The organism is Streptomyces sp. NPDC058371, assembly GCF_042723265.1.
Classification (GTDB): Bacteria; Actinomycetota; Actinomycetes; order Streptomycetales; family Streptomycetaceae; genus Streptomyces.
The window spans coordinates 371,033-396,439 of record NZ_JBHXJC010000004.1 but is presented as its reverse complement, the minus strand read 5'-3'; the positions used below and the strand labels follow the sequence as shown (position 1 = coordinate 396,439).

22 protein-coding genes, 2 tRNA genes and 1 pseudogene are annotated in these 25,407 nt (G+C 70.5%); 8 read left to right on the top strand and 17 right to left on the bottom strand.

Features of this window, described 5'->3' with window-relative positions; genetic code table 11:
- From ACFWM2_RS16510 to ACFWM2_RS16500, 3 genes and pseudogenes are all read left to right on the top strand, one after another.
- Nucleotides 1-417, top strand: coding sequence for a Fur family transcriptional regulator (locus ACFWM2_RS16510; RefSeq protein WP_383279297.1), 417 nt, complete (start codon nt 1-3; stop codon nt 415-417).
- Nucleotides 418-820: 403 nt separating this feature from the next.
- Nucleotides 821-1,588 (top strand): ABC transporter ATP-binding protein, encoded by a 768-nt coding sequence (locus ACFWM2_RS16505; RefSeq protein WP_383279294.1) that lies wholly within the window; start codon nt 821-823, stop codon nt 1,586-1,588.
- 113 nt (nt 1,589-1,701) lie between these two features.
- Nucleotides 1,702-2,244 (top strand): annotated as a pseudogene (locus ACFWM2_RS16500) (hypothetical protein); the annotation flags it as partial.
- A gap of 128 nt (nt 2,245-2,372) precedes the next feature.
- Here the strand turns inward: ACFWM2_RS16500 and ACFWM2_RS16495 are convergent.
- The 4 genes from ACFWM2_RS16495 to ACFWM2_RS16480 form a co-directional block, all read right to left on the bottom strand.
- A tRNA-Met gene (locus tag ACFWM2_RS16495) sits at nt 2,373-2,446 on the bottom strand.
- A 461-nt stretch (nt 2,447-2,907) separates the two neighbouring features.
- A complete protein-coding gene (locus ACFWM2_RS16490; RefSeq protein WP_383279291.1) occupies nt 2,908-4,722 on the bottom strand; it encodes a tetratricopeptide repeat protein in 1,815 nt (604 codons plus the stop codon).
- 260 nt (nt 4,723-4,982) lie between these two features.
- Nucleotides 4,983-5,056 (bottom strand) — tRNA-Met (locus tag ACFWM2_RS16485).
- Between the two features lie 43 nt (nt 5,057-5,099).
- Entirely contained in the window at nt 5,100-8,027 is a 2,928-nt protein-coding gene (locus ACFWM2_RS16480; protein ID WP_383279793.1) for a UPF0182 family protein, read from the bottom strand.
- Nucleotides 8,028-8,191: 164 nt separating this feature from the next.
- Here ACFWM2_RS16480 and ACFWM2_RS16475 point away from each other — a divergent pair, with 164 nt between their 5' ends.
- Nucleotides 8,192-8,734 (top strand): PPA1309 family protein, encoded by a 543-nt coding sequence (locus ACFWM2_RS16475; RefSeq protein WP_383279288.1) that lies wholly within the window; start codon nt 8,192-8,194, stop codon nt 8,732-8,734.
- 47 nt (nt 8,735-8,781) lie between these two features.
- Here ACFWM2_RS16475 and ACFWM2_RS16470 read toward each other — a convergent pair whose 3' ends face one another.
- The 4 genes from ACFWM2_RS16470 to ACFWM2_RS16455 form a co-directional block, all read right to left on the bottom strand.
- The gene (locus ACFWM2_RS16470; RefSeq protein ID WP_383279285.1) at nt 8,782-9,876 is read right to left on the bottom strand and encodes a PDZ domain-containing protein; all 1,095 of its coding nucleotides are present in this window, start codon (nt 9,874-9,876) and stop codon (nt 8,782-8,784) included.
- 92 nt (nt 9,877-9,968) lie between these two features.
- The gene (locus ACFWM2_RS16465; protein ID WP_383279282.1) at nt 9,969-10,157 is read right to left on the bottom strand and encodes a hypothetical protein; all 189 of its coding nucleotides are present in this window, start codon (nt 10,155-10,157) and stop codon (nt 9,969-9,971) included.
- Between the two features lie 115 nt (nt 10,158-10,272).
- Nucleotides 10,273-10,734: a molybdenum cofactor biosynthesis protein MoaE gene (locus ACFWM2_RS16460; protein WP_383279279.1), complete on the bottom strand. Its 462-nt coding sequence runs from the start codon at nt 10,732-10,734 to the stop codon at nt 10,273-10,275.
- 283 nt (nt 10,735-11,017) lie between these two features.
- Complete coding sequence (locus tag ACFWM2_RS16455) at nt 11,018-12,130, bottom strand: SDR family oxidoreductase (protein WP_383279276.1); 1,113 nt, start codon at nt 12,128-12,130, stop codon at nt 11,018-11,020.
- 191 nt (nt 12,131-12,321) lie between these two features.
- Here ACFWM2_RS16455 and ACFWM2_RS16450 point away from each other — a divergent pair, with 191 nt between their 5' ends.
- Both ACFWM2_RS16450 and ACFWM2_RS16445 read left to right on the top strand, forming a co-directional pair.
- The gene (locus ACFWM2_RS16450; protein ID WP_383279273.1) at nt 12,322-13,779 is read left to right on the top strand and encodes a zinc-dependent metalloprotease; all 1,458 of its coding nucleotides are present in this window, start codon (nt 12,322-12,324) and stop codon (nt 13,777-13,779) included.
- A complete protein-coding gene (locus ACFWM2_RS16445) occupies nt 13,776-14,297 on the top strand; it encodes an NUDIX hydrolase (protein WP_383279270.1) in 522 nt (173 codons plus the stop codon). Before ACFWM2_RS16450 ends, ACFWM2_RS16445 begins: the two co-directional genes overlap by 4 nt.
- 149 nt (nt 14,298-14,446) lie before the next feature.
- Here the strand turns inward: ACFWM2_RS16445 and ACFWM2_RS16440 are convergent, their stop codons facing one another.
- From ACFWM2_RS16440 to ACFWM2_RS16425, 4 genes are all read right to left on the bottom strand, one after another.
- Entirely contained in the window at nt 14,447-15,202 is a 756-nt protein-coding gene (locus ACFWM2_RS16440; RefSeq protein ID WP_383279267.1) for an AIM24 family protein, read from the bottom strand.
- A gap of 16 nt (nt 15,203-15,218) precedes the next feature.
- Nucleotides 15,219-15,899, bottom strand: a complete 681-nt coding sequence (locus ACFWM2_RS16435; RefSeq protein ID WP_383279264.1) for an AIM24 family protein — start codon at nt 15,897-15,899, stop codon at nt 15,219-15,221.
- Nucleotides 15,900-15,910: 11 nt separating this feature from the next.
- Nucleotides 15,911-17,629: a TerD family protein gene (locus ACFWM2_RS16430; protein ID WP_383279261.1), complete on the bottom strand. Its 1,719-nt coding sequence runs from the start codon at nt 17,627-17,629 to the stop codon at nt 15,911-15,913.
- Between the two features lie 201 nt (nt 17,630-17,830).
- On the bottom strand, nt 17,831-18,427 hold the full coding sequence (locus ACFWM2_RS16425) for a M48 family metallopeptidase (RefSeq protein ID WP_383279258.1): 597 nt from the start codon (nt 18,425-18,427) through the stop codon (nt 17,831-17,833).
- A gap of 218 nt (nt 18,428-18,645) precedes the next feature.
- On the opposite strand from ACFWM2_RS16425, the gene ACFWM2_RS16420 reads away from it, so the two are divergent.
- Together ACFWM2_RS16420 and ACFWM2_RS16415 are read left to right on the top strand one after the other, a co-directional pair.
- Entirely contained in the window at nt 18,646-19,938 is a 1,293-nt protein-coding gene (locus ACFWM2_RS16420) for a TOMM precursor leader peptide-binding protein (protein ID WP_383279255.1), read from the top strand.
- The gene (locus ACFWM2_RS16415; RefSeq protein WP_383279252.1) at nt 19,931-21,298 is read left to right on the top strand and encodes an ABC1 kinase family protein; all 1,368 of its coding nucleotides are present in this window, start codon (nt 19,931-19,933) and stop codon (nt 21,296-21,298) included. Before ACFWM2_RS16420 ends, ACFWM2_RS16415 begins: the two co-directional genes overlap by 8 nt.
- A 6-nt stretch (nt 21,299-21,304) precedes the next feature.
- Here ACFWM2_RS16415 and ACFWM2_RS16410 read toward each other — a convergent pair whose 3' ends face one another.
- The 5 genes from ACFWM2_RS16410 to ACFWM2_RS16390 form a co-directional block, all read right to left on the bottom strand.
- Nucleotides 21,305-21,526: a hypothetical protein gene (locus ACFWM2_RS16410; RefSeq protein ID WP_383279249.1), complete on the bottom strand. Its 222-nt coding sequence runs from the start codon at nt 21,524-21,526 to the stop codon at nt 21,305-21,307.
- 117 nt (nt 21,527-21,643) lie between these two features.
- Nucleotides 21,644-21,967 carry a hypothetical protein gene (locus ACFWM2_RS16405; protein ID WP_383279246.1) on the bottom strand — a complete coding sequence of 108 codons (324 nt, stop codon included), beginning with the start codon at nt 21,965-21,967 and terminating at the stop codon, nt 21,644-21,646.
- Nucleotides 21,964-22,332 carry a WhiB family transcriptional regulator gene (locus ACFWM2_RS16400; protein WP_383279243.1) on the bottom strand — a complete coding sequence of 123 codons (369 nt, stop codon included), beginning with the start codon at nt 22,330-22,332 and terminating at the stop codon, nt 21,964-21,966. The genes ACFWM2_RS16405 and ACFWM2_RS16400 overlap by 4 nt, the downstream gene beginning before the upstream one ends.
- 173 nt (nt 22,333-22,505) lie before the next feature.
- On the bottom strand, nt 22,506-22,826 hold the full coding sequence (locus ACFWM2_RS16395; RefSeq protein WP_383279240.1) for a hypothetical protein: 321 nt from the start codon (nt 22,824-22,826) through the stop codon (nt 22,506-22,508).
- A 163-nt stretch (nt 22,827-22,989) separates the two neighbouring features.
- Complete coding sequence (locus ACFWM2_RS16390; RefSeq protein WP_383279237.1) at nt 22,990-25,293, bottom strand: ATP-dependent DNA helicase UvrD2; 2,304 nt, start codon at nt 25,291-25,293, stop codon at nt 22,990-22,992.
- Nucleotides 25,294-25,407 lie beyond the last annotated feature (114 nt).

Genomic DNA, 25,407 nt, shown 5'->3' with positions numbered 1-25,407 from the left:
ATGAGTGACCTGTTGGAACGACTGCGCGGCCGCGGATGGCGGATGACCTCGCAGCGCCGTGTCGTGGCCGAGGTTCTCGACGGCGATCACGTACACCTGACGGCCGACGAGGTGCATGCCCGCGCTGTCGTGAAGCTGCCCGAGATCTCCCGGGCGACCGTCTACAACACCCTGGGCGAGCTGGTCTCGCTCGGCGAGGTGCTGGAAGTCGCCACCGACAAGCGCGCCAAGCGGTACGACCCGAACGCGCACCGGCCGCACCACCACCTGGTCTGCGCCCAGTGCGGCGCGATCCGTGACGTGCACCCGAGCGGCAACCCGCTCGCCGACCTCCCGGACTCCGAGCGCTTCGGCTTCACGGTCTCGGACGTCGAGATGACGTACCGCGGCGTCTGCCCGAACTGCGCGGCCGCCTGACCCCGCCCTCCGAGCCTTCGAAAGCCCCGACACCTCCAGGTGCCGGGGCTTTCCGCTACCGCTGGAGGCCCCGAAGCTTTCCGCTGCGACACGTGGAAGCGCGGGGGCCTGCCGTTGCGGCACCTGAAGGTGCCGAGGCTTTCCGCTACCGCCTGGAGGCGCCAGGGCCCTCCGCTACCGCCTCGAGGAGCCGGGGCTCTCCGCTACCGCCTTGAGGCGCCGGGGCTCTCCACTGCCCCCGGAGGCGCCGGAGCTTTCCGCTGCCCCCCGGAGGCGCCGGGGCTTTCCGCTGCCCCCCGGAGGCGCCGGGGCTTTCTGCTGCGTACGGACTTCCCGAATCTGACGGTCCGTCATATGGTCGGCGGCGCCCACCAGTCCGTACCGCACTCCGCGAGGAGACCCCGTGGGAGACCCGCACCCGAAACTCAGCGCCCTCGATCTGACCCGTACCTTCGGCCGGGGCTCCCGGGCGGTGGACGCCCTGGGACCGCTCGACCTGACCGTCGCCCCCGGCGAGTTCGTCTGCATCGTCGGCCCCTCCGGCTGCGGGAAGTCCACGCTTCTGCGCATCGCCGCGGGCCTACTGCGGCCCAGTTCGGGGCGGATGGAGATCCGCGCCCGCGGTCCCCGCCCGGCCGCCATGATCTTCCAGGACTACGGCATCTACGACTGGAAGACCGTCCAGGCCAACGTCCGCTTCGGCCTGGACATCCAGCGCGTCCCGCGCCGCGAGGCCGACGCGCGCGCGGCCGACTGGCTGACCCGCATGGGCCTGGCCGACTTCGCCCAGGCCTACCCGGCGACGCTCTCCGGCGGGATGCGCCAGCGGGTGGCGATCGCCCGCGCGCTGGCGGTCGAGCCCGAAATCCTGCTGATGGACGAGCCGTTCGCCGCGCTGGACGCCCAGCTGCGCACCATCCTCCAGGACGAACTCCTCGACCTGACCCAGGCGACCCGCACCACCACCCTCTTCATCACGCACAGCCTGGAGGAGGCGATCGTCCTCGGCGACCGTGTCCTGGTGATGTCCGCCCGTCCGGGCCGCCTCATCGCCGAGCACCGCCCGCCGTTCCCCCGTCCCCGCACGGGCGACATCCGCGCGACCCCCGAATTCAAGGCTCTGAAGAGCCAGTTGTGGGACCTGCTGCGCAAGGAGGCGGTGCCGGCATGACGACGGTCGTCGACTCCCCGGGCGAATCGGTCCTGGTCCGCCGCCCGGGCCCCCAGGAGCTGAACCCCGGCCGCACCCATCGCCGGCGCCGCACGCTCGAACTCGCGCTCGCGATCGCGGTCCCGCTGGCCCTGGTCCGGCACGGCGGGGGCCTGGAGAAGATCCGGTTCCAGCAACTGGGCTCCGCCGACGTCCTCACCGCCCTCCAGAACGGTGGCGTCGACTCGGCCTGGCTGCTCGACCCGGTCTGGCGCCAGGTCGACGGCGACTCCCGGTACGCCTTCCTGGGCGGCCAGCCCGCCGGCGAGCCGCTGGGCGGCATGCTCTACGGCCGTACGCTCCTGCACGACGACGTGGACGCGGGCGTCGCACTCCTGCGCGCGTACGTCCGCACGATCAGCACGTACTTCGCCGGCGACTACAAGAAGGACGAGAGCTTCGTCACATCCCTCGCGAAGCTCCTGAAAACGGATCCCTCCGTCCTCCGCTCCACCCCGTCCCTGCGCATGGACTGGGAGATCCGGGCCGGCACCACGGACCGCCTCCAGTCCGCGTACCGCGCGGCGGGCGTTTCCGACGGGCCTCCGGTCCCGGAGTCGAAGGCGGTGGACCGCTCCCTGTACGCGGAGGCGGTGGGCCACCGGCCATCGACATAGCGACACGGCGACCTGGAACACGCCTGTACGGCGGTACGGCTGCCCGCCTGCACGGCGATGCGGCGACCTGCCTGCACGCGGATACACCGAAGACCCGGAACCAATGGTTCCGGGCCTTCGGCCTTCAGTAGCGGGGACAGGATTTGAACCTGCGACCTCTGGGTTATGAGCCCAGCGAGCTACCGAGCTGCTCCACCCCGCGGCGATGAACTGAACGTTACGTCAGCACCATGGAGCAACGCAAATCGCTTTCCCGCAGCTCCGTGCGGGTCAGCGCCCTTGCCGGCACACCGAGTGCCACGCGCAGCCGCCCGCACCCGCCCTGGGCACCCGCCATGCCGGCACACCGAGTCCCGCGCCCAGCCACCCGCACCGGGAGCCCGAGCAGAGCCCACCGGGTGCCGAGCCGGCACCAAGGCAGGCGGCCTCACCTCAGGCCTGAGCAGGCACCCAGCCCGTGCCGGGGCAGGCGGCCCGTGGGCCCGAGCAGGCGCCCGCACCTCGCAGCTAGGCCGACGCCTGCACCTCACGCCTGAACAGACACCCCGCGTGCCCGAGCAGCCCCCCAGCCGGCGCCCCGCGTGGCCGGCCGGGCGCCCGTCCGCGCCGCGTGCCGGCCCGGGCGGGTGCCCGGACTGGAGATGGCGAGCAACCGCCGGCTCCCTACGCCGACAGCTCCTGCCTCAAGGCATCCCGCAGGCGGGCCGCCCGTTCCGAGACTTCCGCCGGGCCGAGTGTCACGGCGCGGTCGGCCCAGCGCTGGCCCTCCGCGAGCTCGCCGGACCGGGCGTAGACGAGGGCGAGGCGCAAGGCCGCACGCCCGTGCCCCGCATCCGCGGCCCGCGCCCACCACAGGGCGGCCTCCGGCTCGCTGCCCTCCCGGGCGAGCAGCAGCCCGAGGTTGAAGGCCCCGTTCCGGGAGCCCGCCTCGGCCGCTTCCCGGTACCACCGAGCCGCCTCCACGACATCGCCCCGCGCGGCGGCCAGCATCCCGACCCGCACCTGCGCGCGCCGGTGCCCGTGGGACGCCGCCCGCTCGTACCACTCCTCGCACTCGCTCTTCTCGTGCGCGGGCTCACCGAGTTCGTGCGCGGGCGTCGGCGGGCGCCGCGCGTCGAGCACGGCGGCGAGCCGGTACGCCGCCTCAATGCTGCCACCCCCCGCCGCACAGCGCAGATGCCGCTCCGCGGCGGCTTCGTCCCCGTCACGCAGCCGCGCGATGGCGACCTGCAACGCCGCATCGGTGTGCCCGGCGGCAGCGGCGCGCTCGTACCACCGCAGCGCGGCGGCCTCGTCCTCCTCGGTCCCGCGGCCGGCATGCAGGATGCCGAGGTTGAAAGCGGCGTCCACGCTGCCCGCCTCCGCGGCCTTGGAGAACCACGGCTCGGCCCCGGCCGCGTCACCGACCTGGAGCAGCAGGATCGCGAGCGCGTTCGCGGCCTCGCGGTGCCCGGCGTAGGCGGCCCTGCGGTACCACTGCTCGGCCTGGGCGGTGCGCCCCTGCTCGGCGCAGAGCAGACCGAGGTTGTACGCGCCGTTCACGTCGCCCGCGTCCATCGCCGCGCGGTACCACCGCTCGGCGGTCTGGGTCTCGCCGCGCTCGGCGTGCTGCGCGCCGAGCGCGTTGGCCGCGTTGCCGTCTCCGTCCTGGGCGGCGCGCAGCCACCACACGGCGGCGCTCTCGGGGTCGCCGGCATCCCGCAGCAGGAACCCGAGCGCACAGGCGGCGCGCGCCTCCCCGTCCTTGGCGGACGTCAGATACCAGCGCCCGGCCTCCTTGAGGTCCCCGCGCTTCTCCAGGATCGCCCCGAGGTGGAGCGCGGCCCGGCGGTGCCCACGCGCGGCGGACTGCCGGTACCACTGCTCGGCCTCCGCGCCGCCGGCCCCGATGACGCCGTTCTCGGCCCGGGCCTCGCCCGCGTCCGCGACCTTCCGGTCGAGCGCGCGCGCCAGCCGGTACGCCGCTTCGCGGTGCCCGCGCTCGGCGGCCACCCGCATCCACTGCTCCGCACCGACATCGCTGCGGTGCTCCAGCAGGTCCGCGAGCGCGTACGCACCGAGGGAGTGCCCCTGCTCCGCGGACTGACGCAGCCAGTACTCGGCGGCGGGCTCGTCGCCGCGCTCGCGGTGATGGCGCCCGAGCGCGTGCGCGGCGGCCGCGGAACCCGCGACCGCGGCGATCCGCCACCAGCCGGCGGCCTCGTCGGCGTACCCGCGCTGATGCAGGAGGACACCCAGGTTGTTGGCGGCGGCCCGGTCCCCGGCGGCGGTGGCGGCACGCAGCTGAGGCTCGGCTCCGTCGAGATCACCACGGCGCAGGAGCATGGCTCCGAGGACACTCATCGCCTCGACGTCGCCGGCTTCCGCGGCGAGCCGTTGCCGTGCCTCTTCTACAGCTTCGCCGGTTTCGTCCCGGTCGGATTGCTGCACAAAACGCCCTGTCTCCAACAGAGTTGCCTTGTCCCCCATAACGTCCATCGTCGCACCACCTGCAACCCGGGTACACCTGGTATACCGCAGTCAGTGAGGTCACTTCAGCGTTTTGTCGACATGCCCACAGAGAGACAAGTCAAACACAGAACTCCCAACTCTCCCCGCATCAGGCGGCCTTCAGGCGAGTCGCCCGTACACCCCGCACAGACGTCCGTACCGCGTGCAGGATCAACGCGTTGCCCAGACCCCGTCCGCGCACACGACGAAGGCCCGGATCCTGGAGGATCCGGGCCTTCGCTTTTCAGTAGCGGGGACAGGATTTGAACCTGCGACCTCTGGGTTATGAGCCCAGCGAGCTACCGAGCTGCTCCACCCCGCGCCGTTGTGTTTCAACCGTACCACGGCGCGAGGTGGCCCCTGACTCAGCCGCTGCTCGAAGCCTTGTCGCTGGGTTTGACGCTGGGCTTGTCGCTGTTCTTGCTGCTGCCACCGGCCTTGTCGGCCTTGGCCTGCGCGTCCTTGGCCCGCTGCAGCGCGCTCTCGAGATCCTTCTGCGCTCTGCCGTACGCCTCCCAGTCACCCTTCTTGAGGGCTTCCTGCCCTTGGTCGAAGGCCTTCTGGGCGTCGTCGAGCGCCGCCTGGACCGTCGGATTGCTCGACGTGGGTGGCTTGGTGGTGCCTTCGTCAGGTGGTGGCGTGGTCGTACCGTCCGCCTCGAAGACCTTGTTGAGCGCCTGGCCGAGCGTGTCCTCGAAGGCCGTGTTGCCGCCGTAGGTCACCAACACCTTGCGCAGCAGCGGGTACTTGAGTCCACCACCGCGTACGTAGACGGGCTCCACGTAGAGCAGCCCTCCGTCGAGTGGCACCGTCATCAGGTTGCCGTACTCGACTTCCGAGTCACCACCTCTCAGCAGCCTGATCGACTCGGCGATGTCCTGCTCGGAGTTGAACTGGCTCTGGACCTGTTTGGGCCCGTCGACGGTTCTGCTCGTCGGCAGCTTCAGAACTCTGATCTTGCCGTAATCGCTGGTGCCCGCCTCGGCGTTGACCGACATGAAGGCGCTCAGGTTGTCCCGGTTGTTCGGCGTGAACGTCGTCGTCAGCGAGAACACCTGTGCCTGCTGGTCGGGCATGGCCATGCTCAGGTAGTACGGCGGCACCGCGTTGCCGGACTTGTTGGTCGGGTCGTCCGGGACCTGCCACACCTCGCTGCCGCTCAGGAACGTCTGCGCGTCCTTCACGTGGTAGCGGGTCAGCAGCTCGCGCTGGACCTTGAACAGGTCCTGCGGGTACCGCAGATGGTCCATGAGCGACTGCGAGATCTCGGTCTTCTTCTTGACCGTGTTCGGGAACGCCTTCATCCAGGTCTTCAGGACCGGGTCCTTGGTGTCCCACTGGTAGAGCTTGACCTCGCCGGTGTACGCGTCGACGGTTGCCTTCACCGAGTTGCGGATGTAGTTGACCTGGTTCTGCTGAGCCACCACCGCACGCTGGTTGTTGGTCGCGGTCAGCGAGTCCGCCGTGGTGTCACCGAGGGTGGTGCGGGACGCGTACGGATAGCCGTTGGTGGTCGTGTAGGCGTCGACGATCCACTGGATCTTCCCGTCGACCACGGCCGGGTAGGCGTCGCCGTCAATGGTCAGCCAGGGCGCCACCGCCTCGACACGGTCCTTCGGTGTGCGGTTGTAGAGGATCCGGGAACCCTCGCCGATCGCGCCCGAATAGAGGATCTGCGGCTCGCTGAAGGCCACCGCGTACGCGGCACGGTTGAGCGGGTTGGAGAGGTTGACCCCGCTCTTGCCCTTGTAGCTGGTGGTCTTCTCGCCGTTGTCGTCGGAGTAGTCGATCTCCTTCTGGGGACCGCCGACGATCGAGTACTGGCTGGTCTTCTCGCCGTAGTAGATCCGCTGCTGGTACGACCCGAGGTCGCCCACGGACGGCATGTCGGACTCGGTGAAGACCGGCCGGCCGTCGGCGTCGGCGGTGGTGCCCTTCGCCGCGACCACGCCGTAGCCGTGGGTGTAGCGGAAGTGGTCGTTGATCCAGTTGTTCTTCGGGATGCCGCTGAGGTTCAGCTCACGCAGACCGATGACCGTGTCCTGGTCCTTGCCGTCCTTGCTGTACCGGTCGACGTCCAGGTTGGTCGGGAAGGCGTAGTAGCCCTTCATCTGCTGCAGCTGCTGGAACGTCGGCGAGACGATGTTCGGGTCCAGCAGACGGATGCTCGCCGTGTCGTTGGCGTCGTCCCGCAGCTTGGTCTTGTCCGTGGTGTCGCTCTTGCCCGCGTACTCGGAGACCTGGGCGCCGTCGATGCCGTAGGCCTCGCGGGTCGCCTTCAGGTTCTTCTCGACGTACGGGGCTTCCTTGGCCTGCTCGTTCGGCTGGACCTGGAACTTCTGGACGATCGCCGGGTACAGCCCGCCGATGAGGATCGCCGAGAGGACCATCAGGCCGAAGCCGATCACCGGCAGCTGCCAGGTCCGCCGCCACAGCGTGGCGAAGAACAGCACGGCGCAGATGACGGCGATGCAGAACAGGATCGTCTTGGCGGGCAGATACGCGTTGGCGTCGACGTACCTGAGGCCCGTCCAGTTGCCGGTCGCCTTGAAGTCACTGGACTTCACCGCGAGCCCGTACCGGTCGAGCCAGTAGGCGACCGCCTTCAGCGCCACGAAGATGCCGAGGAGCACCGAGAGGTGCCCGGTGGCCGCGGCCGTGGCGCGCGCACCCGGGCTGGTGATGCGCAGCCCGCCGTACAGATAGTGCGTCAGCGCGGCGGCGATCAGCGACAGCACCGCGGCCGCGAAGCCGAAGCCGAGCAGGAAGCGGTACCAGGGCAGGTCGAAGGCGTAGAACGACACGTCGAGGTGGAACTGGGGGTCCTTCTGGTGGAAGGGCACTCCGTTGACCCACATCAGCCATGTGCGCCACTGGCCCGCGGCGGACGCGCCGGCGATCAGCCCGACCAGGGAGGTGACCGCGAGCAGCAGCCACTTCTTGTACGGCGCGATGCCCATGCGGTACCGGTCGAGGTTCTGCTGCTCCATCGACATGGCGCTCAGCGGTGGCCGCAGCCTGTGCGCCAGCCAGACGTTCACCCCGACGGCGGCCGCCATCAGCAGGCCGAAGACGAAGAAGAGTCCGATCTTGGTCCACAGCGTGGTCGTGAAGACGGACGAGTAGTTGACCGACCGGTACCAGAGCCAGTCCGTCCAGAATCCCGCGAACATGGTGAACGCCATGGCCAGTACGGCCAGGACGCCCAGCGTCATCAGCAGGGTCCGGACGCGCCGGGACGGGCGGCCCACTCTGATCCGTGGACCCGTCGGGCCTCCGCCGCGGTCCGGCATCTGGAAAGCCAAGGTGCGCACCTCGAAGTTCGCTGTTGATCCGTCAGGCCCCCGTGAACGCGGACCATTGGCCAGGCTCCGTGATCGTGGAGCCTCACCTATGCAACTTACTCACGCTTTACTCGGTTCCCGGTTCGGGGTACTTCCGAGGCAGGATTGTGACCATGTCCAACACTCCCATGGCAGCGAGCCCGCTCACCCGGGCCGTACTCGAGATCGACGAGTACGCATCCGGCCTCGGCTGGGACCAGCCCGCTCGCCTTTTCGCCCTCGTAGACACCGCGCGACTGCGGACCCAGGAACCCGGTCTCGCGGCCCAGCTCGGCCTGGAAGACGAGCAGAAGACCGTCGGTCTCACCCCCGTCGAGCAGGATGAGATCCCGGCCGGCAAGCCGCTCGACGAGTTTCTCGGCACCATCGCCTGGCCGGACGCGGTCGTCGGCTGCGCGCTCACCGTGGAGCGGCTGATGCTGCCGCCGTCCGCCGAGGCCTCGGTCCCCGAGGGCCTCAGCGAGAAGAAGCTCACCCAGTGGGTCGCCGAGCACCCGGGCCGTCAGGAGGTCCGTATGACGGTCGGTGTCCTGCGCGACGGGACGCGCGACTCGGCGCTGCGGCTGCGCGAGAAGGACGCGCCGACGGAGGTGCTCACCGGCTCGAACCTGGTGCCCGGCCTCGCCGAGGCGCTGTCGGCGACGTTCGCGGACTGACGCCTCGGACCACTCGGCCGTGCTGACCTGTCGGACTGCTTGCCGGACTACTTGGCCGTGCACTTCGGCAGGTCGGCGGGCTTGCCGGTACGGATGTCCTCCAGGGCGTTCATCGCGTCGTCGATGGTGTTCACCTTGACGAGCGTGAGCCCCTTGGGGACGTCCTGGACGGCGTCCGCGCAGTTGTCCTTGGGCGTCAGGAAGTACTGGGCCCCCTTGTCCCGCGCACCGACGGTCTTCATCTCGATGCCGCCGATCGGGCCGACCGTGCCGTCGTCGTCGATGGTGCCGGTGCCCGCGACGAACCTGCCGCCGGTGAGGCTCCCCGGAGTCAGCTTGTCCACGATGCCGAGCGCGAACATCAGACCCGCACTCGGACCGCCGACGTCGGCGAGCTTGATGTCGATCGTGAACGGGAACGTGTGATCGGTCCCGGCCGAGATGCCGACGATCGCGCGCGCCTTGCCCGTGTCGTCGGACTTCTCGGTGGTGATCGTGACGTCCTTGGTGCCGGTCGCCGTCTTGTGCTCCTTCTCGGCGGCGGCCCGGTCCTTGGCGGGCACGATCGTGAAGTCGACCTTCTCGCCCGCCTTGTGCTTGGTGACGAGCTTCGCGACGTCGTCGGGCGCCTTCACCGCCGTACCGTCGACGGCCTTGATCACGTCACCCGCGTGCAGCCTGCCCTCGGCCGGGGAGTCCTTGAGGACCGTGGAGACGATCACCCAGGACGTCACCGGGATGTCCAGCTCCTTGAGCGCCGCGACCTTGGCGCTCTCCTGGGACTGGCTGAACTCCTCGGCGTTCTCCTGGGTCGACTGCTCCTCCGTCTTGCCGTCGGGGTAGAGCGTGTCGTGCGGCAGGACCTTGTTGTCGTGCGCCAGCCATCCGTAGACCGCCTCGACGAGGTTCATGTTGTAGTCGGCGCTGGTGACCCTGACCGTCGTCATGTTGAGGTGACCGGTCGTGGCATACGTCTTGTGACCGGCGATCTGCAGCACCGGCTCGCCGCCGTGCTCGCCGAGCGTGTTCACCGTCGGGCCCGGTGACATCTCCGAGTAGGGCACTTTGATGAACACACCCGCGCACAGGAGCGCGATCAGCATCAGGGTGGAGGCGAGCATCGTCGCGGTGCGGCGTGGCATGGAACGACAGTACGGGACCACCCTGACAGCGCACCGCCGGGGCGCCCGTACGAGGCGGACCCGCGGGGTCGGCCACCCGACTGGAGCGGGGTTCAGCCGCCCGAGTGGGGTTCCGGTTCAACCACTGCGTCGGGCTTCTCCATGGCTTCGCGGAACCGCGTGTATCCCGCGAGCTCAATGCCGTCTCCCGCCGTCTTGCGGTTCCGGTTGGCCCAACTTCCCCACAGGCCGGCGCCGATCGCAGCAAAAAGCGGAATCAGCAACCAGGCGAGCGCCGCCATGCCGACCTCCCAACCCCGTGAGCGACCGCAACTGACTGATCAGCAGATTAACCATCCGCAGAAGTAACGCTCGCGCCAGGGGTGCGGTTACGCAACCGGAGGGCCCGGGGCGGGTTCAGCAGGCGCCGACCCACTCCTCCGTACCGTCGGAGAACTTCTGGTGCTTCCAGATCGGCACCTCGTGCTTGAGGTCGTCGATCAGCTTGCGGCACGCCTCGAAGGCCTCGCCGCGGTGCGGACACGACACGGCGACGACGACCGCGAGGTCTCCGACGGCCAGGTCACCCACACGGTGGACTGCGGCCAGGGCGCGTACCGGATACTCGGCGACCACCTTCTCGGCGATCCGCCGCATCTCCGTCTCGGCACTGGGGTGGCACGAATACCCCAGCTCGTCGACGTCGGCACCGCCGTCGTGGTTCCGCACGGTCCCCACGAAGAGCGCGGTACCGCCGGCGGCGTCGTCCCCCACGGCCCGGAAGACCTCGTCCAGGGACAGGGGCGTCTCCCGGACGGCGAGCAGCCGGATCGGGTCCTGCGCGCCCTGCTCACCGGGGTGGTCATTGGTAGGTGCCATGCCCCCATCGTGCCGCACCCCGCCGACCCGACGAAATAGCCTTTTCACCCGGCACACGCGCGTGCGGCTTTGGAGCCTTCTACAGGGAGGGCGTCCGTGGCGGCGACGGGTCCCGTCAGTGGCAGTCGCCGCTGATCAGGGGAGGCGACCCGGCGGTTCCGTCCCCAGCCGGCGTGTACTGGTGCGCGGGCGCCGGGTGCTTCGAGGTCCTGGCAGCGGAGCCCCGACACGCCCGTCGGTCCCGGGATCCCGAAGGCCGCCGCACATTCCCGGTCGCCGTCGCTCAGATCCTGCGTCGCGCCTTCCGGGCCCGGCGCACCAGGGCCGCCGTACCGAGCAGGGCGACGGTCGCGCCCGCGGCCCCCGCCGCCGTCGCGTCCTTGCGCCCGAGCCGCCGTCCGGCGACCGTGTGCCGCCCGGCGACCTCCTCCAGGAGCTCCGCGAGGACCTCCTCGTTGGTCCACTGCGGACGCCAGCCCGCCTCGTGCAGCCGGCTGCCGCTCACCACCCAGGGGTACATCGTGTAGGCCAGGTCCCCCGCGGGCGAAGGAGTGAGCCCGATCCGGTGAAGCCGGGCGGCCGCGCCGAGCGCGACGGCGGACGGCAGCTCCATCCGCCGGATCCCGCTGAGCTCCTCGACCTCCTCCTGCTCCAGCCAGCCGTCGCACCCGACGGCCAGCTCGCCGTCGACCTTCTCCAGAACGGCGTACTCCAGGGCACTGCACAGGTCCTCGACGTGGCAGAACTGCCAGGCGGGCCGCGAGCCGGCCACCACCAGCAGGCGCGGCGACTCGAAATACCTGGTCAGAGCCGTGTCGGTGCCCCCGACCAGGACGGCGGGCCGTACGACGGTGACGTTGAGGCCGGGATGCGCACGCGGCGCACGCCGGGCGAGCCGCTCGACTTCCAGGAGGTCGCCGACCCCGGTGGCCTCGGCGGTCGCCCGCAGTTCCGCGTCCTCGGAGAGCGGCAGTTCGTTGTCGGGCAGCGCCCCGTAGACCATCGAGGAGGTGCACAGCACGACCCGGTGCACGCCGGCCGCGGCCGCCGCGGTCAGCACCGTCTGCGTTCCCCGTACGTTGTACGCGGACCGCGCCGCCGGATCGGTCTCCAGGTCCAGGTCGAGCGCCAGATGGACCACGACGTCCGCACCGCGCAGCTTCTCGGCGATCGCCGGATCCCGCACGTCCAGGATGTGCCACTGGGCGCCGTCGCACTCCCCACGCCGCTCGTCGATGGCGATGACCTGCTTGATCTCCTCGCTGGCGGCCAGCCGCTCGGTGAGCAGCGCGCCCATCCCGGACGCGGCGCCGGTGACCGCGACGACGGGCCCGCGCGGGGCCGGGCTGGTAGAAGGGTTTCGCGCTGCGCGAACCTGCGGATCTGGGGAACTCACCGGGCGTCTCCAGCGGTTGTCTTCAGTAACGGACGCGCGTGACGCGTACGTACCAGGTGGCATCCATCCTGCCGCAGGCCAAGAGTCGGCGAAGCACCGAGGCCCGATCGGCTCGCGGTGTCTACGCTGGGTGGTGTTGTCGGGCAGCCGCCGTCGGAAAGAACCGGCGGCCTTACCAGCCGAGGAATCCCGTGAGTGACACCCCATTCGGATTCGGCCTTCCGCCGGAGGAGCCGGAGAACGGCGACGAGGGCAAGAAGAAGGACCAGGAGAGCGGCGGTGGTCAGGGACCGGCCAACCCGCTCGGCTTCGGGTTTCCCGGAGCCGGCGGTCCCGGCGCCGACAATCCGCTCGCAGCGATGTTCGGTTCCATGAACCCCAACGACCTGGGCGCCGCGTTCCAGCAGCTGGGCCAGATGCTCTCGTACGAGGGCGGCCCGGTGAACTGGGACATGGCCAAACAGATCGCCCGCCAGACGGTCTCCCAGGGCGCTCCTGACGGCACCAAGGACGCCAGCGTCGGCCCCGCTGAGCGCACCGCGGTCCAGGAGGCCGTACGCCTGGCCGACCTGTGGCTGGACGACGCGACGTCGCTGCCGTCCGGCGCCGGCTCCGCCGTGGCCTGGAGCCGCGCGGAATGGGTCGAGGCGACCCTGCCTGTGTGGAAGGAGCTCGTCGACCCGGTCGCCGAGCGGGTCGGCGCGGCCATGGGCGATGTCCTGCCCGAGGAGATGCAGGCCATGGCGGGCCCGCTGATCGGCATGATGCGCTCCATGGGCGGCGCCATGTTCGGTACGCAGATCGGGCAGGCCGTGGGCGTGCTCGCGGGCGAGGTCGTCGGCTCGACGGACATCGGTCTGCCGCTCGGCCCGGCCGGCAAGGCCGCGCTGCTGCCGCTGAACATCGAGTCCTTCGGCAAGGACCTGGGCATCCCCCAGGAGGAGGTGCGCCTCTACCTCGCCCTGCGCGAGGCCGCCCACCAGCGCCTCTTCGCCCACGTGCCGTGGCTGCGCTCGCACCTGTTCGGCGCGGTCGAGGGGTACGCGCGCGGGATCAAGGTCGACACCGCCAAGCTGGAGGACGTGGTCGGCCAGTTCGACCCGCAGAATCCGGAGCAGCTGCAGGACGCCCTCCAGCAGGGCATGTTCCAGCCGGAGGACACGCCGGAGCAGAAGGCCGCTCTCGCCCGCCTGGAGACGGCGCTCGCGCTCGTCGAGGGCTGGGTCGACGCGGTGGTGCACGCGGCCGCCAAGCCGCGTCTGTCGTCCGCCGACGCGCTGCGCGAGACGCTGCGCCGTCGCCGGGCCACGGGCGGCCCCGCGGAGCAGACGTTCGCCACCCTGATCGGCCTGGAGCTGCGCCCGCGCCGGCTGCGGGACGCCTCGCGCCTGTGGGCCTCCCTCACGGACGCGCGCGGAGTCGACGGCCGCGACGGCCTGTGGGCCCACCCGGACATGCTGCCGACCTCCACCGACCTGGACGACCCGGACGGCTTCGTGCACCGCGAGCAGATCGACTTCTCCGAGCTCGACAAGATGCTCGGCGAGGCGGCGGGCGGCACCGGGACCGGTACCGGTCCCGCGGACAAGCCGAACCTCAAGAAGGACGAGGCCAAGGACGACGAGGACAAGGGCGACGACGCCGAGTGACCCTCCATGACGACGCCGTCCTCGTACTGAAGGAGTACGAGGACCAGGAAGTGCTGCGTCAGGCCTATCTCGACCATCTTCAGGCGCACCCGGACGGCATGTGGAAGGCCTGCACGGCCGGACATGTGACGGCGAGCGCCCTGGTGATAGACCCCGAGCACGGCCGGGTGCTGCTGACCCTCCACAAGAAGCTGCGCAGGTGGCTTCAGATGGGCGGCCACTGCGAGCCGGGTGACGCGACGCTCCGGGAGGCGGCCCTGCGCGAGGCCACGGAGGAGTCGGGCATCGCCGGCCTGACGCTGCTGCCGGGCGGGCCCGTGCGCCTGGACCGGCATCCCATTCCGCCCCCGTGCCACTGCCATTTCGACGTCCAGTACGCGGCCGTGGCTGCCCCGGGGTCCGTGCAGGAGATCAGCGACGAGTCGCTGGACCTGCGCTGGTTCGCGTACGACGAGGTCGCGGGCGTGGCCGACGCGTCGGTCGTACGGCTGCTGGAGGCGACCCGCGCGCGGCTCTGAACGGCGCTCCGCCGCAACGACGCGGCGTGCTTCGTCGGGCTGGACGGGTGCGCCGACTGCGGGGGAGTGGATTGAGGACGTGTAAGGGGCGGTCGCCAATGGCGACCGCCCCTTACAGACGCCCTACTGGAGGGCCCTTTTCTGCGGACCTAGCTCCAGGCGTTGCCCTGGTTCTGGGCGTGGGCACCCTGCTGGCCCATGCCGTACTGGGCGCGCAGCCCCTGCCCGATCGCCGCGTTCTGCGGCGGCAGCAGCTCACTGGGCTGGACCAGGATGTAGCCCTGTCCCATGAAGCTGAGCTCCCAGCCCTCACCGGTGTTGCCGCGACGGCGCCACACCCCGGAGGAGTGGGTCTGGGCCTGCATCTGCACCCGCAGACCAGTGGACCAGGCCACGATCGCGTCGGCGTCGCAGTTGACGTACTTGTCCGGGGTGACCTGCATCATCAGGGGCATCCCCGAGGTCATCAGGGCCACCTTGCCGCGTCCCGTGATGTTGAGCTGGTACTTGCCCGACCCGGAGATGCCGTACTGGCTGTCCACGGCGATGACGTCGTGGTGCAGCGAGGAGTCCATCGCCAGGACGTAGCTGCTGTCGACGGTGAGGCCGTCCTGGTCCACGTCGACGACGTGCACGTGCTGGGCGAGATTGGCGAGGTAGACCGAGCCCTGCCCATGGCAGCGCATCAGGTTGAGGCCCTCACCGGTGTAGGCACGTGCGCGGTGCTGGCTGTTGTTCTGGTACTCGGCGTCGAACTCGACCAGGCCTTGGTAGGCGACCATCGTGCCCTTGCGGGCGAGGATGTCGTCGTGCCCCTCCAGGACGACGCGCAGCATCTGCGAGTTCTGCAGGCTGTAGCGCTCCTGTGTCTGCTGCTCGTTGTAGCCGAAAAGCGAGCTCTGCATGGTGTCCTGCTCCCCCTCAGCCCCGGATCCGGAGGCGGTCGGTGCTGTCCTCGCTGGGCTGGACGACGACGATGCCCTGCCCGGAGAACGCCATCTGGTACGCCTCGCCGCTGCCCCGCCCGATCAGCGACTGCGCCTTGAAGCTGCGCTTGCCCTTGACCTTGAGGTTCGGAGACCAGGCGACGAGCGCGTCCGGGTCGACGTACGTCTCGTCCTCGCCGCCGCCGCAGTCGACCACGATCGGCTTGCCGCGGGAGGTCAGCGCGACCCATCCCTGGCCGGAGATCTTGGTGTTCCACAGCCCCTGACCCGCGAACTTGGCGAGCCCCTTCACCCGCTCGACGCCCCACGTGAGGTGGGCGTCGAAGGCGAGCAGGTTGGTGGCGTTGACGGAGATCGCGTCCCCGTTGAGGTTGATCACGACGACGTTCGCGCCGTAGTCGGCGAGATAGAGCAGTCCGTCTCCGGAGCACTTCATCAGGGGCGCGCCCTCACCGGTGATCCAGTCCCGCGCGATCTGGCGCACGGCCGGCGGGTTGGGCTCGTACTGGACGAACCCCTCGTAGGCGACCATCGAGCCCACGCGCGCGAGGAGGTCGTTTCCGGTCTGCATGGCGACCTTCAGCATGTGGTTGCCGTGGTTCTCCATGCGCGCGGTGACGGCTGCCGGGGCAAAGCCCGCGAATGGCTGGTTCATGACGGGCTCCCTCAGACCTCGTACGGCTGGACGACGACGAAATTGCCCGGCGCGGCGCGGAACTGGAGGTTCACGCTCTCGCCGGTGTCGCCCGGGTAGGCATTGCGGCGCATCCGCACCTGGCTGGAGACGATCACCTGGGCGGCGGCCGACCATGCGACGACCGCGTTGCAGTCGGCGAACGTCGTGGGCGTCACCGGCAGCACGACAGGTGCGCCGTGCGTCTTGACGACGATGGTGCCGGTCCCCTGGAACTGCATCGTGAACAGCGCGCCCCCGGGGATGCCGTGGCCCTCGATCCTCCGCACCTCGTACTGGAGCGTCTCGTCGAACGCCAGGACGTTCTCCGCGGAAACGCAGATCGCGTCGCCCTGGAGCTCGATGGGATGCAGCATCGTGGAGTCCTCGGCGAGGAACACCTGCCCCCGGCCGGAACAGCGCATCAGCTGCATCTCCTGACCGGTCGCGTTGCCCACGATCCGGCCGGCGAAGCCCGCGCCCTTGTAGCTGAAGTCGACCTTGCCCTGGTAGAGCACCATGCTGCCCTGCCGGGCGAGTACGGCCTGGTCACCACCGATGCCCAGGTCGACCCGGACGAGCTTCTTGTTCTGCTGGGTCCAGCGCTGCCCGGTGGGCGTCTCCTTGAATGCCTGCAGCGCGGCGGACACACCGGCACCGCCCTGCGGCGCGCCCTGGGGAGCGCCGTACGGCGACGGCGCACCGGCCTGGCCGGGGACCTGCCCGTACTGAGGCTGCTGCCCGTAGCCCGGAGGCGGAGTGGGCTGGCCGTAACCGGGCGGCGCCGTCGGGGTCTGCCCGTACCCGGGAGGTGCGGGCGGCGCCGGCTGGCCGTAGCCGGGCGGCATCGGCGCGGTCTGGCCGGGCGGCTGCTGTCCGTAGCCGGGCAGCGGGCCGGGCTGCCCCGGCGGCTGGGCGTACGGCGCGGGACCGGGCGGCGGTACGGTGCCGCCGCCGGGCGGGGTGAGGGGCGCGATGATCGTCGGCGCGCCGTGCACCGAGGGCGCGGGCGCCGGCGCGGGGGGCGGAGTGGCTCCCGGCGGCGGCGCGAAGCCCTGTGCCGCGGGCTGCGGAGCGGGCGCGGGGGCGCCGAACGTGGGAGGCGTGGCGGCCTGGGCGGGCGGCGCGAAGGACGGCGACGCGCCGGCCCCCGACTGCTGCGGTACCGGCGTGGCGGCCTCGTCCTCGGCGACCTCGCCACCGAAGTACTTCAGCAGCGCGTCCAGCCCGCCGTCGAAGCCCTGCCCCACGGCGGCGAACCGCCAGACGTCCTTGAGGTAGAAGTCGCCCAGCATCACGGCACGCTCCGTGGAGAACTCCGAGCCGTTGAACGAGTACCGAGCCACCTCCTCGCCGCCCGCCACGACACGGAGATACCCGGGGGCGACCTGCGACATCTGCCCCGCACCGTCGATCGTCGCCGTGAACGACAGCTTCTGGATCTGCGGCGGGATCCGGTCGAGCGTGACGCGGAAGGACTCCGCGTCGCCGGCCTGGGCGCCTAGCAGCTGAATGGACTCCTCGGGTGTCTTCGGCTGGTTGAAGAAGACGAAGTAACGGTCGTCCGAAAGCCGTTCGTCGGCGTCCAGACCGAAGCAGCTGATGTCGAAGCTCAGCCCCGGGCCGGTGATCTGCACACCTACGTACAGATCGGTGCCCGCGGTGAGGTCACTGATCTTGGCCTTGTGGCCGCGTTGGAATTCCCTGGCCATGCGTAACGACCGTCCCCCATCCCGAATGTGACTGCGTCGCGTCAGGCTAACGGCAAACTCCGGGAGCGAACCAAGCCGGTACAGACCCGGTACACAAACCGCGCTTCCGGGGCCCGCGACAGCAGGGGGCAGCCTGCGGAAGCAAAGGGCGGTGTCCGGCAGCACGGGGGGTCCGGCTACAGAGAGCGGTGTCCGGCCGTCCTACTCCTCGCGCACGGGGGGCTGAGGGGGCAGCCGGTCGGCGGCGACCACCCCTTCGAGGTAGCCACGCGCACGCTCCGTGCGCGGGTAGGCCTCCAGGAGCCGCCAGAAGCGGGGACCGTGGCCGGGTACGAGCAGGTGCGCGAGTTCGTGGACGAGGACGTAGTCGACGACGTACTCGGGCATGCCCTGCAAGCGGTGCGAGAGGCGGATGCTGCCCTCCGACGGGGTGCACGAGCCCCAGCGCGTGTTCTGGTTGGTGACCCAGCGGACCGATTTCGGGCGGGCGCGACCGTCGAAGTACAGGTCGGAGAGGCGAGCGGCGCGCTCGGCGAGTTCGCGGTCGCCGAGCATCCGTTTGCTTTCCTGGGCCGCCAGCTTGTCGAGCATGACACTCACCCAGCGCTGCTCCTCCGCCTCGGACATCCGAGCGGGGATGAGCACGACGGTGCGATCACCCTCGCGGTACGCGGAGACCGTCCTGCGACGGCGAGCACTCCTGCGAACCTCGATCGCGCTCGCCCCCGAGCCGCTTGGCGGCAGGCTCGTCGTGCTGCGCTGTGGCATTGCGGCGCGGTGCAGTGGGTCGGCGGGCACGCCCCGACGTTACCCGTTGTACAGGGGAGAAGTCCCGCCTCCGGGACGGTTCGGTGACGATCCGCACTCCGTGCGCTGGATTTGTACGACGAACGCCACGGCCTGTGGACAACTTTCGGCACCGATCCGGGCGGGGCGGGCATGCTGGCACTCGTCGGCGGAGCAGGGCTGCCGTCCACCGACACACGGGGACACTCTGAGGGCTACGGGGGCCGGTCATGCATCCCATGGTGAAACCCGCGCTGCGGCGCGGTTGGCGGGATCTCAACACGGTGCAGTTCGGGATGGCGCCGGCGCACGCGATGGTGCTGGGCCCGATGGACACGGCCACGGGCAGTTTCCTGACCCTGCTCGACGGGACACGCGGGCTGCCCCTGCTGCGCGACGAGGGGCGCCGCATGGGTCTGCCGGACGGCCACGTCGACGGACTGGTGGAGCGGCTGGCGGGGGCCGGCCTGCTGGACGACGCGACGGGCGGGGGCCCGGCCGCCGACGCGCTGCGCGGAAAGAAGGCCGTCCTCGACCGGCTGCGGCCCGACCTCGCGTCGCTCTCCCTGGTCGCCCCCGCGCCGGGAGAGGGGATCAGACGCCTGGCCGCCCGCCGCTCCCTGCGGGTCCAGGTGCGCGGCGCGGGCCGGGTGGGCGTGGTCCTTGCCGCCCTGCTGGCGGGTGCCGGGGTGGGCGAGGTCGACGTGCGCGACGGCGGCCGCGTCGAGCCGTGGGACGTCGCCCCGGGCGGCCTGCCCGCCGAGTCCATCGGCGACCGCAGGGACGACGCCGCCCGGCGAGCCGTCCGGGCCGCGGCACCGGACCGGCCGCCCCGCCGCCGAGCGGAGCGAGCGACGGGTCAGACGAGGAACGCGCGGCGGCCGACCACGGAGGGAGCCGCGCGGACATCCGAGTCGAGCGAGCAGCCGTTGTCCTCCGAGCAGGAGTCCGGCTGGTCCCTGGTGATCCTGGCGCCTCGGGACGGCCTCGCCGTGCACGCCCCCGACCCGGTCGCCGCCGAACCCCTCATCGCCTCCGGCACCCCCCATCTCTATGCGGGAGTCGTGGAGGGGACGGGTGTGGTCGGACCTCTGGTCCTGCCCGGCGACACCGGGTGCGCCGGCTGTCTGGACCGGATGCGAGCCGACCGGGACGAGACGTGGCCACGGCTGATCGCCCAGTGGCGGTCCGGAGGCGCCCGGCACCCGCAGGCATGCGATCTGGCCCTCTCGACCGCCGTCGCCGGGCTGGCCGCCGCGCACGCACTCACCTTTCTGGACGGAAAGTCACCCTCCGGCACGGGTACGCGCTGGGAGGCCTCCGTACCCTCTCTGACCTGGCACGCGCGCCCGATCTGGGCGCATCCCGCATGCCCCTGCGGCGCAGCGGAGAAAGCTAAAGAGGAACACCCCTCCGAGAACGGGGAGCCGCACGAGACAATGGCGGAGCAACAGCCGTCGACGAAGTCAGGCCGTCAGGCACACACATCGCGGCTGTCTGGGACTTGGAGGGCGCATGTCTGATCTTCCCCGGAAGGCGGTCACCCGGACCGCCAAGCTCGCCGCGCTGCCGCTCGGCTTCGCCGGACGGGCGACGTGGGGACTTGGCAAACGCATCGGCGGCAAGTCCGCGGAGATCGTCGGCCGCGAGTTGCAACAGCGCACGGCGGAGCAGCTGTTCAAGGTGCTCGGCGAGCTCAAGGGCGGCGCGATGAAGTTCGGGCAGGCCCTGTCCGTCTTCGAGTCGGCGCTGCCCGAGGAGATCGCCGGGCCCTACCGCGCTGCGCTGACCAAGCTCCAGGAAGCCGCCCCGCCGATGCCGACGCGGACGGTGCACGCCGTGCTGGAGGAGCGGCTCGGCGCCGACTGGCCCGAGCTGTTCCTGGAGTTCGACGACAAGCCCTCGGCCGCCGCCTCGATCGGCCAGGTCCACCGCGCCGTGTGGCATGACGGGCGAGAAGTCGCGGTCAAGGTGCAGTACCCCGGCGCGGGCGCGGCCCTGCTGTCGGACCTCACCCAGCTGAGCCGTTTCGCCCGTCTCCTCGGGCCGCTCATCCCCGGTATGGACATCAAGCCGCTGATCACGGAGCTGCGCGACCGGGTGTCCGAGGAGCTCGACTACGGCTTGGAGGCACAGGCCCAGGCAGCACACGCGGACGAGTTCGCGGGGGACCCGGATGTGCTGGTGCCCGCCGTGGTCCACCAGTGCGAGCAGGTGCTGGTGACGGAGTGGATCGACGGCATCCCGCTCTCCGAGGTCATCGCCGACGGCACCCAGGAGCAGCGCGACCGCGCCGGCCAGTTGCTGGCGCGCTTCCTGTTCTCGGGCCCGGCCCGCACGGGCCTGCTGCACGCGGACCCGCACCCGGGCAACTTCCGCCTCCTGCCCGACGAGAAGAGCGGCTGGCGGCTGGGCGTCCTGGACTTCGGCACGGTCGACCGACTCCCCGGAGGGCTGCCCTCGACGATCGGGGACTCGCTGCGCATGACCCTCGACGGCGAGGCGGACGCCGTCTACGAACTGCTCTGCACGGAGGGCTTCGTCAAGGAGTCGATAGAGCTGGCCCCCGACGCCGTCCTCGACTATCTGATCCCCATCATCGAACCGGCCCAGGCGGACGAGTTCACCTTCACCCGTAGCTGGATGCGCAGCCAGGCCGCGCGCATCGCCGATCCCCGCTCCCCCGCCCACCAGCTGGGCAGGCAACTGAATCTCCCCCCGTCCTACCTCCTGATACACCGCGTCACCCTCAGCACCATCGGCGTCCTGTGCCAACTGGGCGCGACGGTGCGGCTTCGGGACGAACTGGAGGAGTGGCTGCCGGGCTTCCTCCCGGAGGAGGCAGAAGAGCTGCTGGAGGAGGAGACGGCCGCGGAGGCGTGAGCGGAGCTACCACCAGGACGAGTCGAGGCGGCCTTCGATCGCTCTGAGGTTGGCCCGGGCGCACCCGTCACAGAAGTAGTGGCGGGTGCCGTTTTCCACGGAACAGGTCCAGGTGAGCTGGGTGTCCTCGGCCGGGATTCCGCAGCGGGCGCACACGATGTGGGCCTCGGCCGTGTCGGACCGCTGCGCGGAACCGCTGCTGTCACTGTCCCCGGGAAGACTCGTCACTCGGCGACGATATCGCCGAAATGGGCGGTTCGGCGGGCACAACGCACCGCGGGGGCCGGTCCGTTCGGACCGGCCCCCGCTCTGAAGGTGTCGCCTACTGCTTCCGAATGCCTCGGATCACTGCATGACAGCCATGGCCAGCGCCCGGCGAGCACGCATCGAGGCGCGCTCGGCACGGCGCTGCATCCGCCGGGCGGTCACCAGGCGCAAGGCCCGGCGTTCCCGCTCGGCCTCGTGCAGCCGGTCGTGCATATGCGCACGAGCCAGGGCTTCTGGGATGAGTTGCATCTCTCGGGTCCTGTTCTGACGCGAGTCGATCGCGCCGGTGGTGGTGAAGTCTGGGATTGCGGAGCCTGCGGGCTCGTTGATGGACGGCTTCATCGGGGCCTGCTTCTTGGGGTCGTTCGTCAGGGGGCGGTCGATCGTTCCTGCTGTGTTCATGCCGTGACCGGGTTCTTGCGCGGGCGGCCACGCGGCCGCTTGCGAGCCACGACGACACCCTGGACGAACAGCTCGCCACCCCAGACGCCCCAGGGCTCACGCCGCTCCTTGGCGCCGGCGAGGCAGGCCTCCATCAGCGGGCAGGTACGGCAGAGCGACTTGGCGTACTCGACGTCGGCCGGCGACTCGGCGAAGAAGACCTCCGGGTCGTACGAGCGGCAGGGGACGGGTACGCCGAGGCTCTCGATGGCGTCGTCGAGCGCGGTGAGCGCAGTGAGCGGGATCAAGGTGGAGTCCTTCGTGGGGCTGGGCGGGGGGATCGTCTCGGAAGGCGGTACGGACGGGGCGTGCGCTTCGAGTTGCACGGGGTGTTTTCCTCGTCTGGTCGTGCCGGCCGGTTGGCCGGTTGGCGGCTGGTACCGGGTTCTTTTCTTGTCCCGAGGCCCCTTCGCTCTGCTGTCCCCGGTCGGGGACAAACAGAAGGGCCGCGGATCCCGGGTGGGGTTCCGCGGCCCTGAAGGCGCCGGCCTGATCGAAATCAGGCTGGATCACTCCAGGGTTCAGGCCCACGGAAGGCCCACATCGTGTGGTGCTGCGTCGACTGCTTCAGGGCTCCGGCACTGGCTGCCGCAAAGGCATAGGTCCGTGCCTGTGCCGTTACTGCTTCCAGTGCCTGGATCGGTCGCTCATTGCGCTCACGGATGGGAAGACCCGCGAGAGACACGGGGGACGCCGGACGGACGGCGGAGATGCCGGACAGACCGGTGCCCAGGTTCGAGACGCTGAGCGCGCACGTGGAGACGACCGAGCGATCGGTCATTTTCACGATGCTGTTGAAGCTGGTGGTGATGCTGATCACTGGAATCGCCTCCTCTCGGCGTCTATGGGGACCGGGGTGAACCGGTCCGACGGTTGTTAAGTACAGCACGGAACCAGGGCCTCGGAGAAGGCCGCTGCTTCCGTGTTAAGAACCTATGGGGATTGCTGGGGCATGCGCAAACTATTTTTTCGACGAGTTTGAATCAGTCACCTTCGTCGTCTCCTCCAAGCTCCCGGCCTGCGCAGATGGCCAGAACATCGGCCCCGAAGCGGTTGAGTTTGCGTACTCCGACGCCCGGGATCCGCGCCAGCTCGCGCTCGTCGTCCGGCACGGTCTCCGCGATCGCCATCAGCGTCTTGTCGGTGAAGACGCAGAAGGCCGGCTGCCCGCTGCGCTCCGCCTGGACCGCTCGCCACTCCCGCAACCGCTCATAGAGACCCTCGTCCATGTCGGAAGGACAGGCCTCGCAGCGCATCAGTTTCATCTCACCGGCCTCGGTGAGCGTGCGGCCGCAGACCCGGCAGCGGGCCGGTGTCCGGCTGACGCGCCGCACCGCACTGCCACCCCGGCTTCCGACGCCACGCTCGATCCCTCCGGCACCGCCGGCCCCTCCCGCGGCGCCGCGGCCCGCGGTGGCGACCGAGCCGGGGCGCAGGCCGTCGAGGAAACGGCTGGGACGGCGGTTGGCACGGCCACCGGGCGAACGGGACAGCGCCCAGGAGACGGAAAGGTGCTCTCTGGCCCGGGTGACACCGACGTAGAGGAGGCGGCGCTCCTCCTCGATCTGCTCGTCGGTCTTTGCGTAGGTGATCGGCATCATTCCCTCGGCGACACCCACCAGGAAGACGACGTCCCACTCGAGACCCTTGGCCGAGTGCAGGGACGCGAGGGTGACGCCCTGGACCGTCGGGGCGTGCTGCGAGCCGGCACGCTCGTCGAGCTCCGCCACCAGATCGCTCAGGGTGGCACCGGGCTTCGCCGCGGCGAAGTCCTGCGCGAGGTTGACCAGCGCGGCCAGCGACTCCCAGCGCTCTCTGACGGCCCCGGAACCGGCGGGGGGTTGGTTGGTCCAGCCCTCTCCCGACAGCACCGCGCGGACCTGGGAGGGCAGGTCGATGACGTCGTCCAGCAGGGAGTCATTGCCTCCGAAGCGGGCCGCGCCGCGCAGGGCGACCCCGGCCTTGCGCACCTCCGGGCGGTCGAAGAACCGCTCGGCGCCGCGCAGCTGGTAGGGCACTCCGGCGTCGGCCAGGGCCTGTTCGTAGATCTCGGACTGGGAATTCGTCCGAAAGAGGATGGCGATCTCGGCCGCCGGAACTCCTGAGGCGATGAGGTCACGGATACGGCGGGCCGCGCCCTCGGCCTCGACGGGCTCGTCCGTGTATTCGGTGTAGACGGGCTCTGGGCCGGGGTCGCGCTGGGAGATCAGCTCCAGGCGGTGGTCGGCGGCACGGCCCCGGGCCTGGGCGAGCAGGCCGTTCGCGAGATGGACCACCTGCGGCGAGGAGCGGTAGTCGCGGACGAGCTTGACGACCGTGGCCCCGGGGTGGCGGGTGCGGAAGTCGAGCAGGTGGTCGGGGGTTGCACCGGTGAACGAGTAGATCGTCTGGCTGGCGTCGCCGACGACGCAGAGGCTGTCGCGCTCACCGAGCCACAGCTCCAGGAGGCGCTGCTGGAGCGGGCTGACGTCCTGGTACTCGTCGACCACGAAGTGCTGGTACTGGGAGCGGACCTGCTCGGCGATGTCGTGCCGGTCCTGGAGGATGGCGACGGTCAGCAGCAGGACGTCCTCGAAGTCGATGACCGCGCGGTCGCGCTTGAGGTCCTCGTACGTCGAGTAGAGCTGGGCGATCTCGGCCGGATCGCGGGGGACCTCGCGGCCGGCCTTGGCGGCCGCGGCCGCGTAGTCGCCGGGGACGGTCTGGGTGACCTTGGACCACTCGATCTCGGCGGTCACGTCCCGCAGCTCGCCGCGGTCGAGGCGGATGCGGCAGGCGGCCGCCGCGTCCGCAACGAGCTGGATCTTGCGGTCGACCAGCCGGGGCAGGCTCCCGCCGACCGCTTTCGGCCAGAAGTACTGGAGCTGGCGCAGCGCGGCCGAGTGGAAGGTGCGGGCCTGGACGCCTGCGGTACCCAGCTGGCGGAGGCGGCCGCGCATCTCCCCCGCCGCGCGGTTGGTGAAGGTGACGGCCAGCACGGTGGAGGGCTGGAGAATCCCGGAACGCACCCCGTAGGCGATGCGGTGAGTGATCGCTCGCGTCTTGCCCGTGCCGGCCCCGGCCAGCACGCACACCGGGCCGTGCAGGGCGGTCGCCACCTCGCGCTGCTCGGGGTCGAGCCCTTCGAGCACCGCGTCGGCCGAGTCCGGTACCTGCGGGAAGAGGGTGGAGTGCGTTGCTGCTGTCACACCGCCATGCTGCCAGGTCGGCGGAGACGGGTGAGCCGGTTGTCCACAGGGAGCCCCCTGCAGTCGTACTAATGCGGCAGGCGCGCCGTCGGAGCCCACCGGGAAACGGCGGGCGCCGGGAGCTCGCACCGAGCTCAGGGCGGCCGCGTACGGGAATGGCCGCCCGCTCGCGTACGTTCCCCTCACAGCGAGAACGCACCCCAGCGGCGAAGG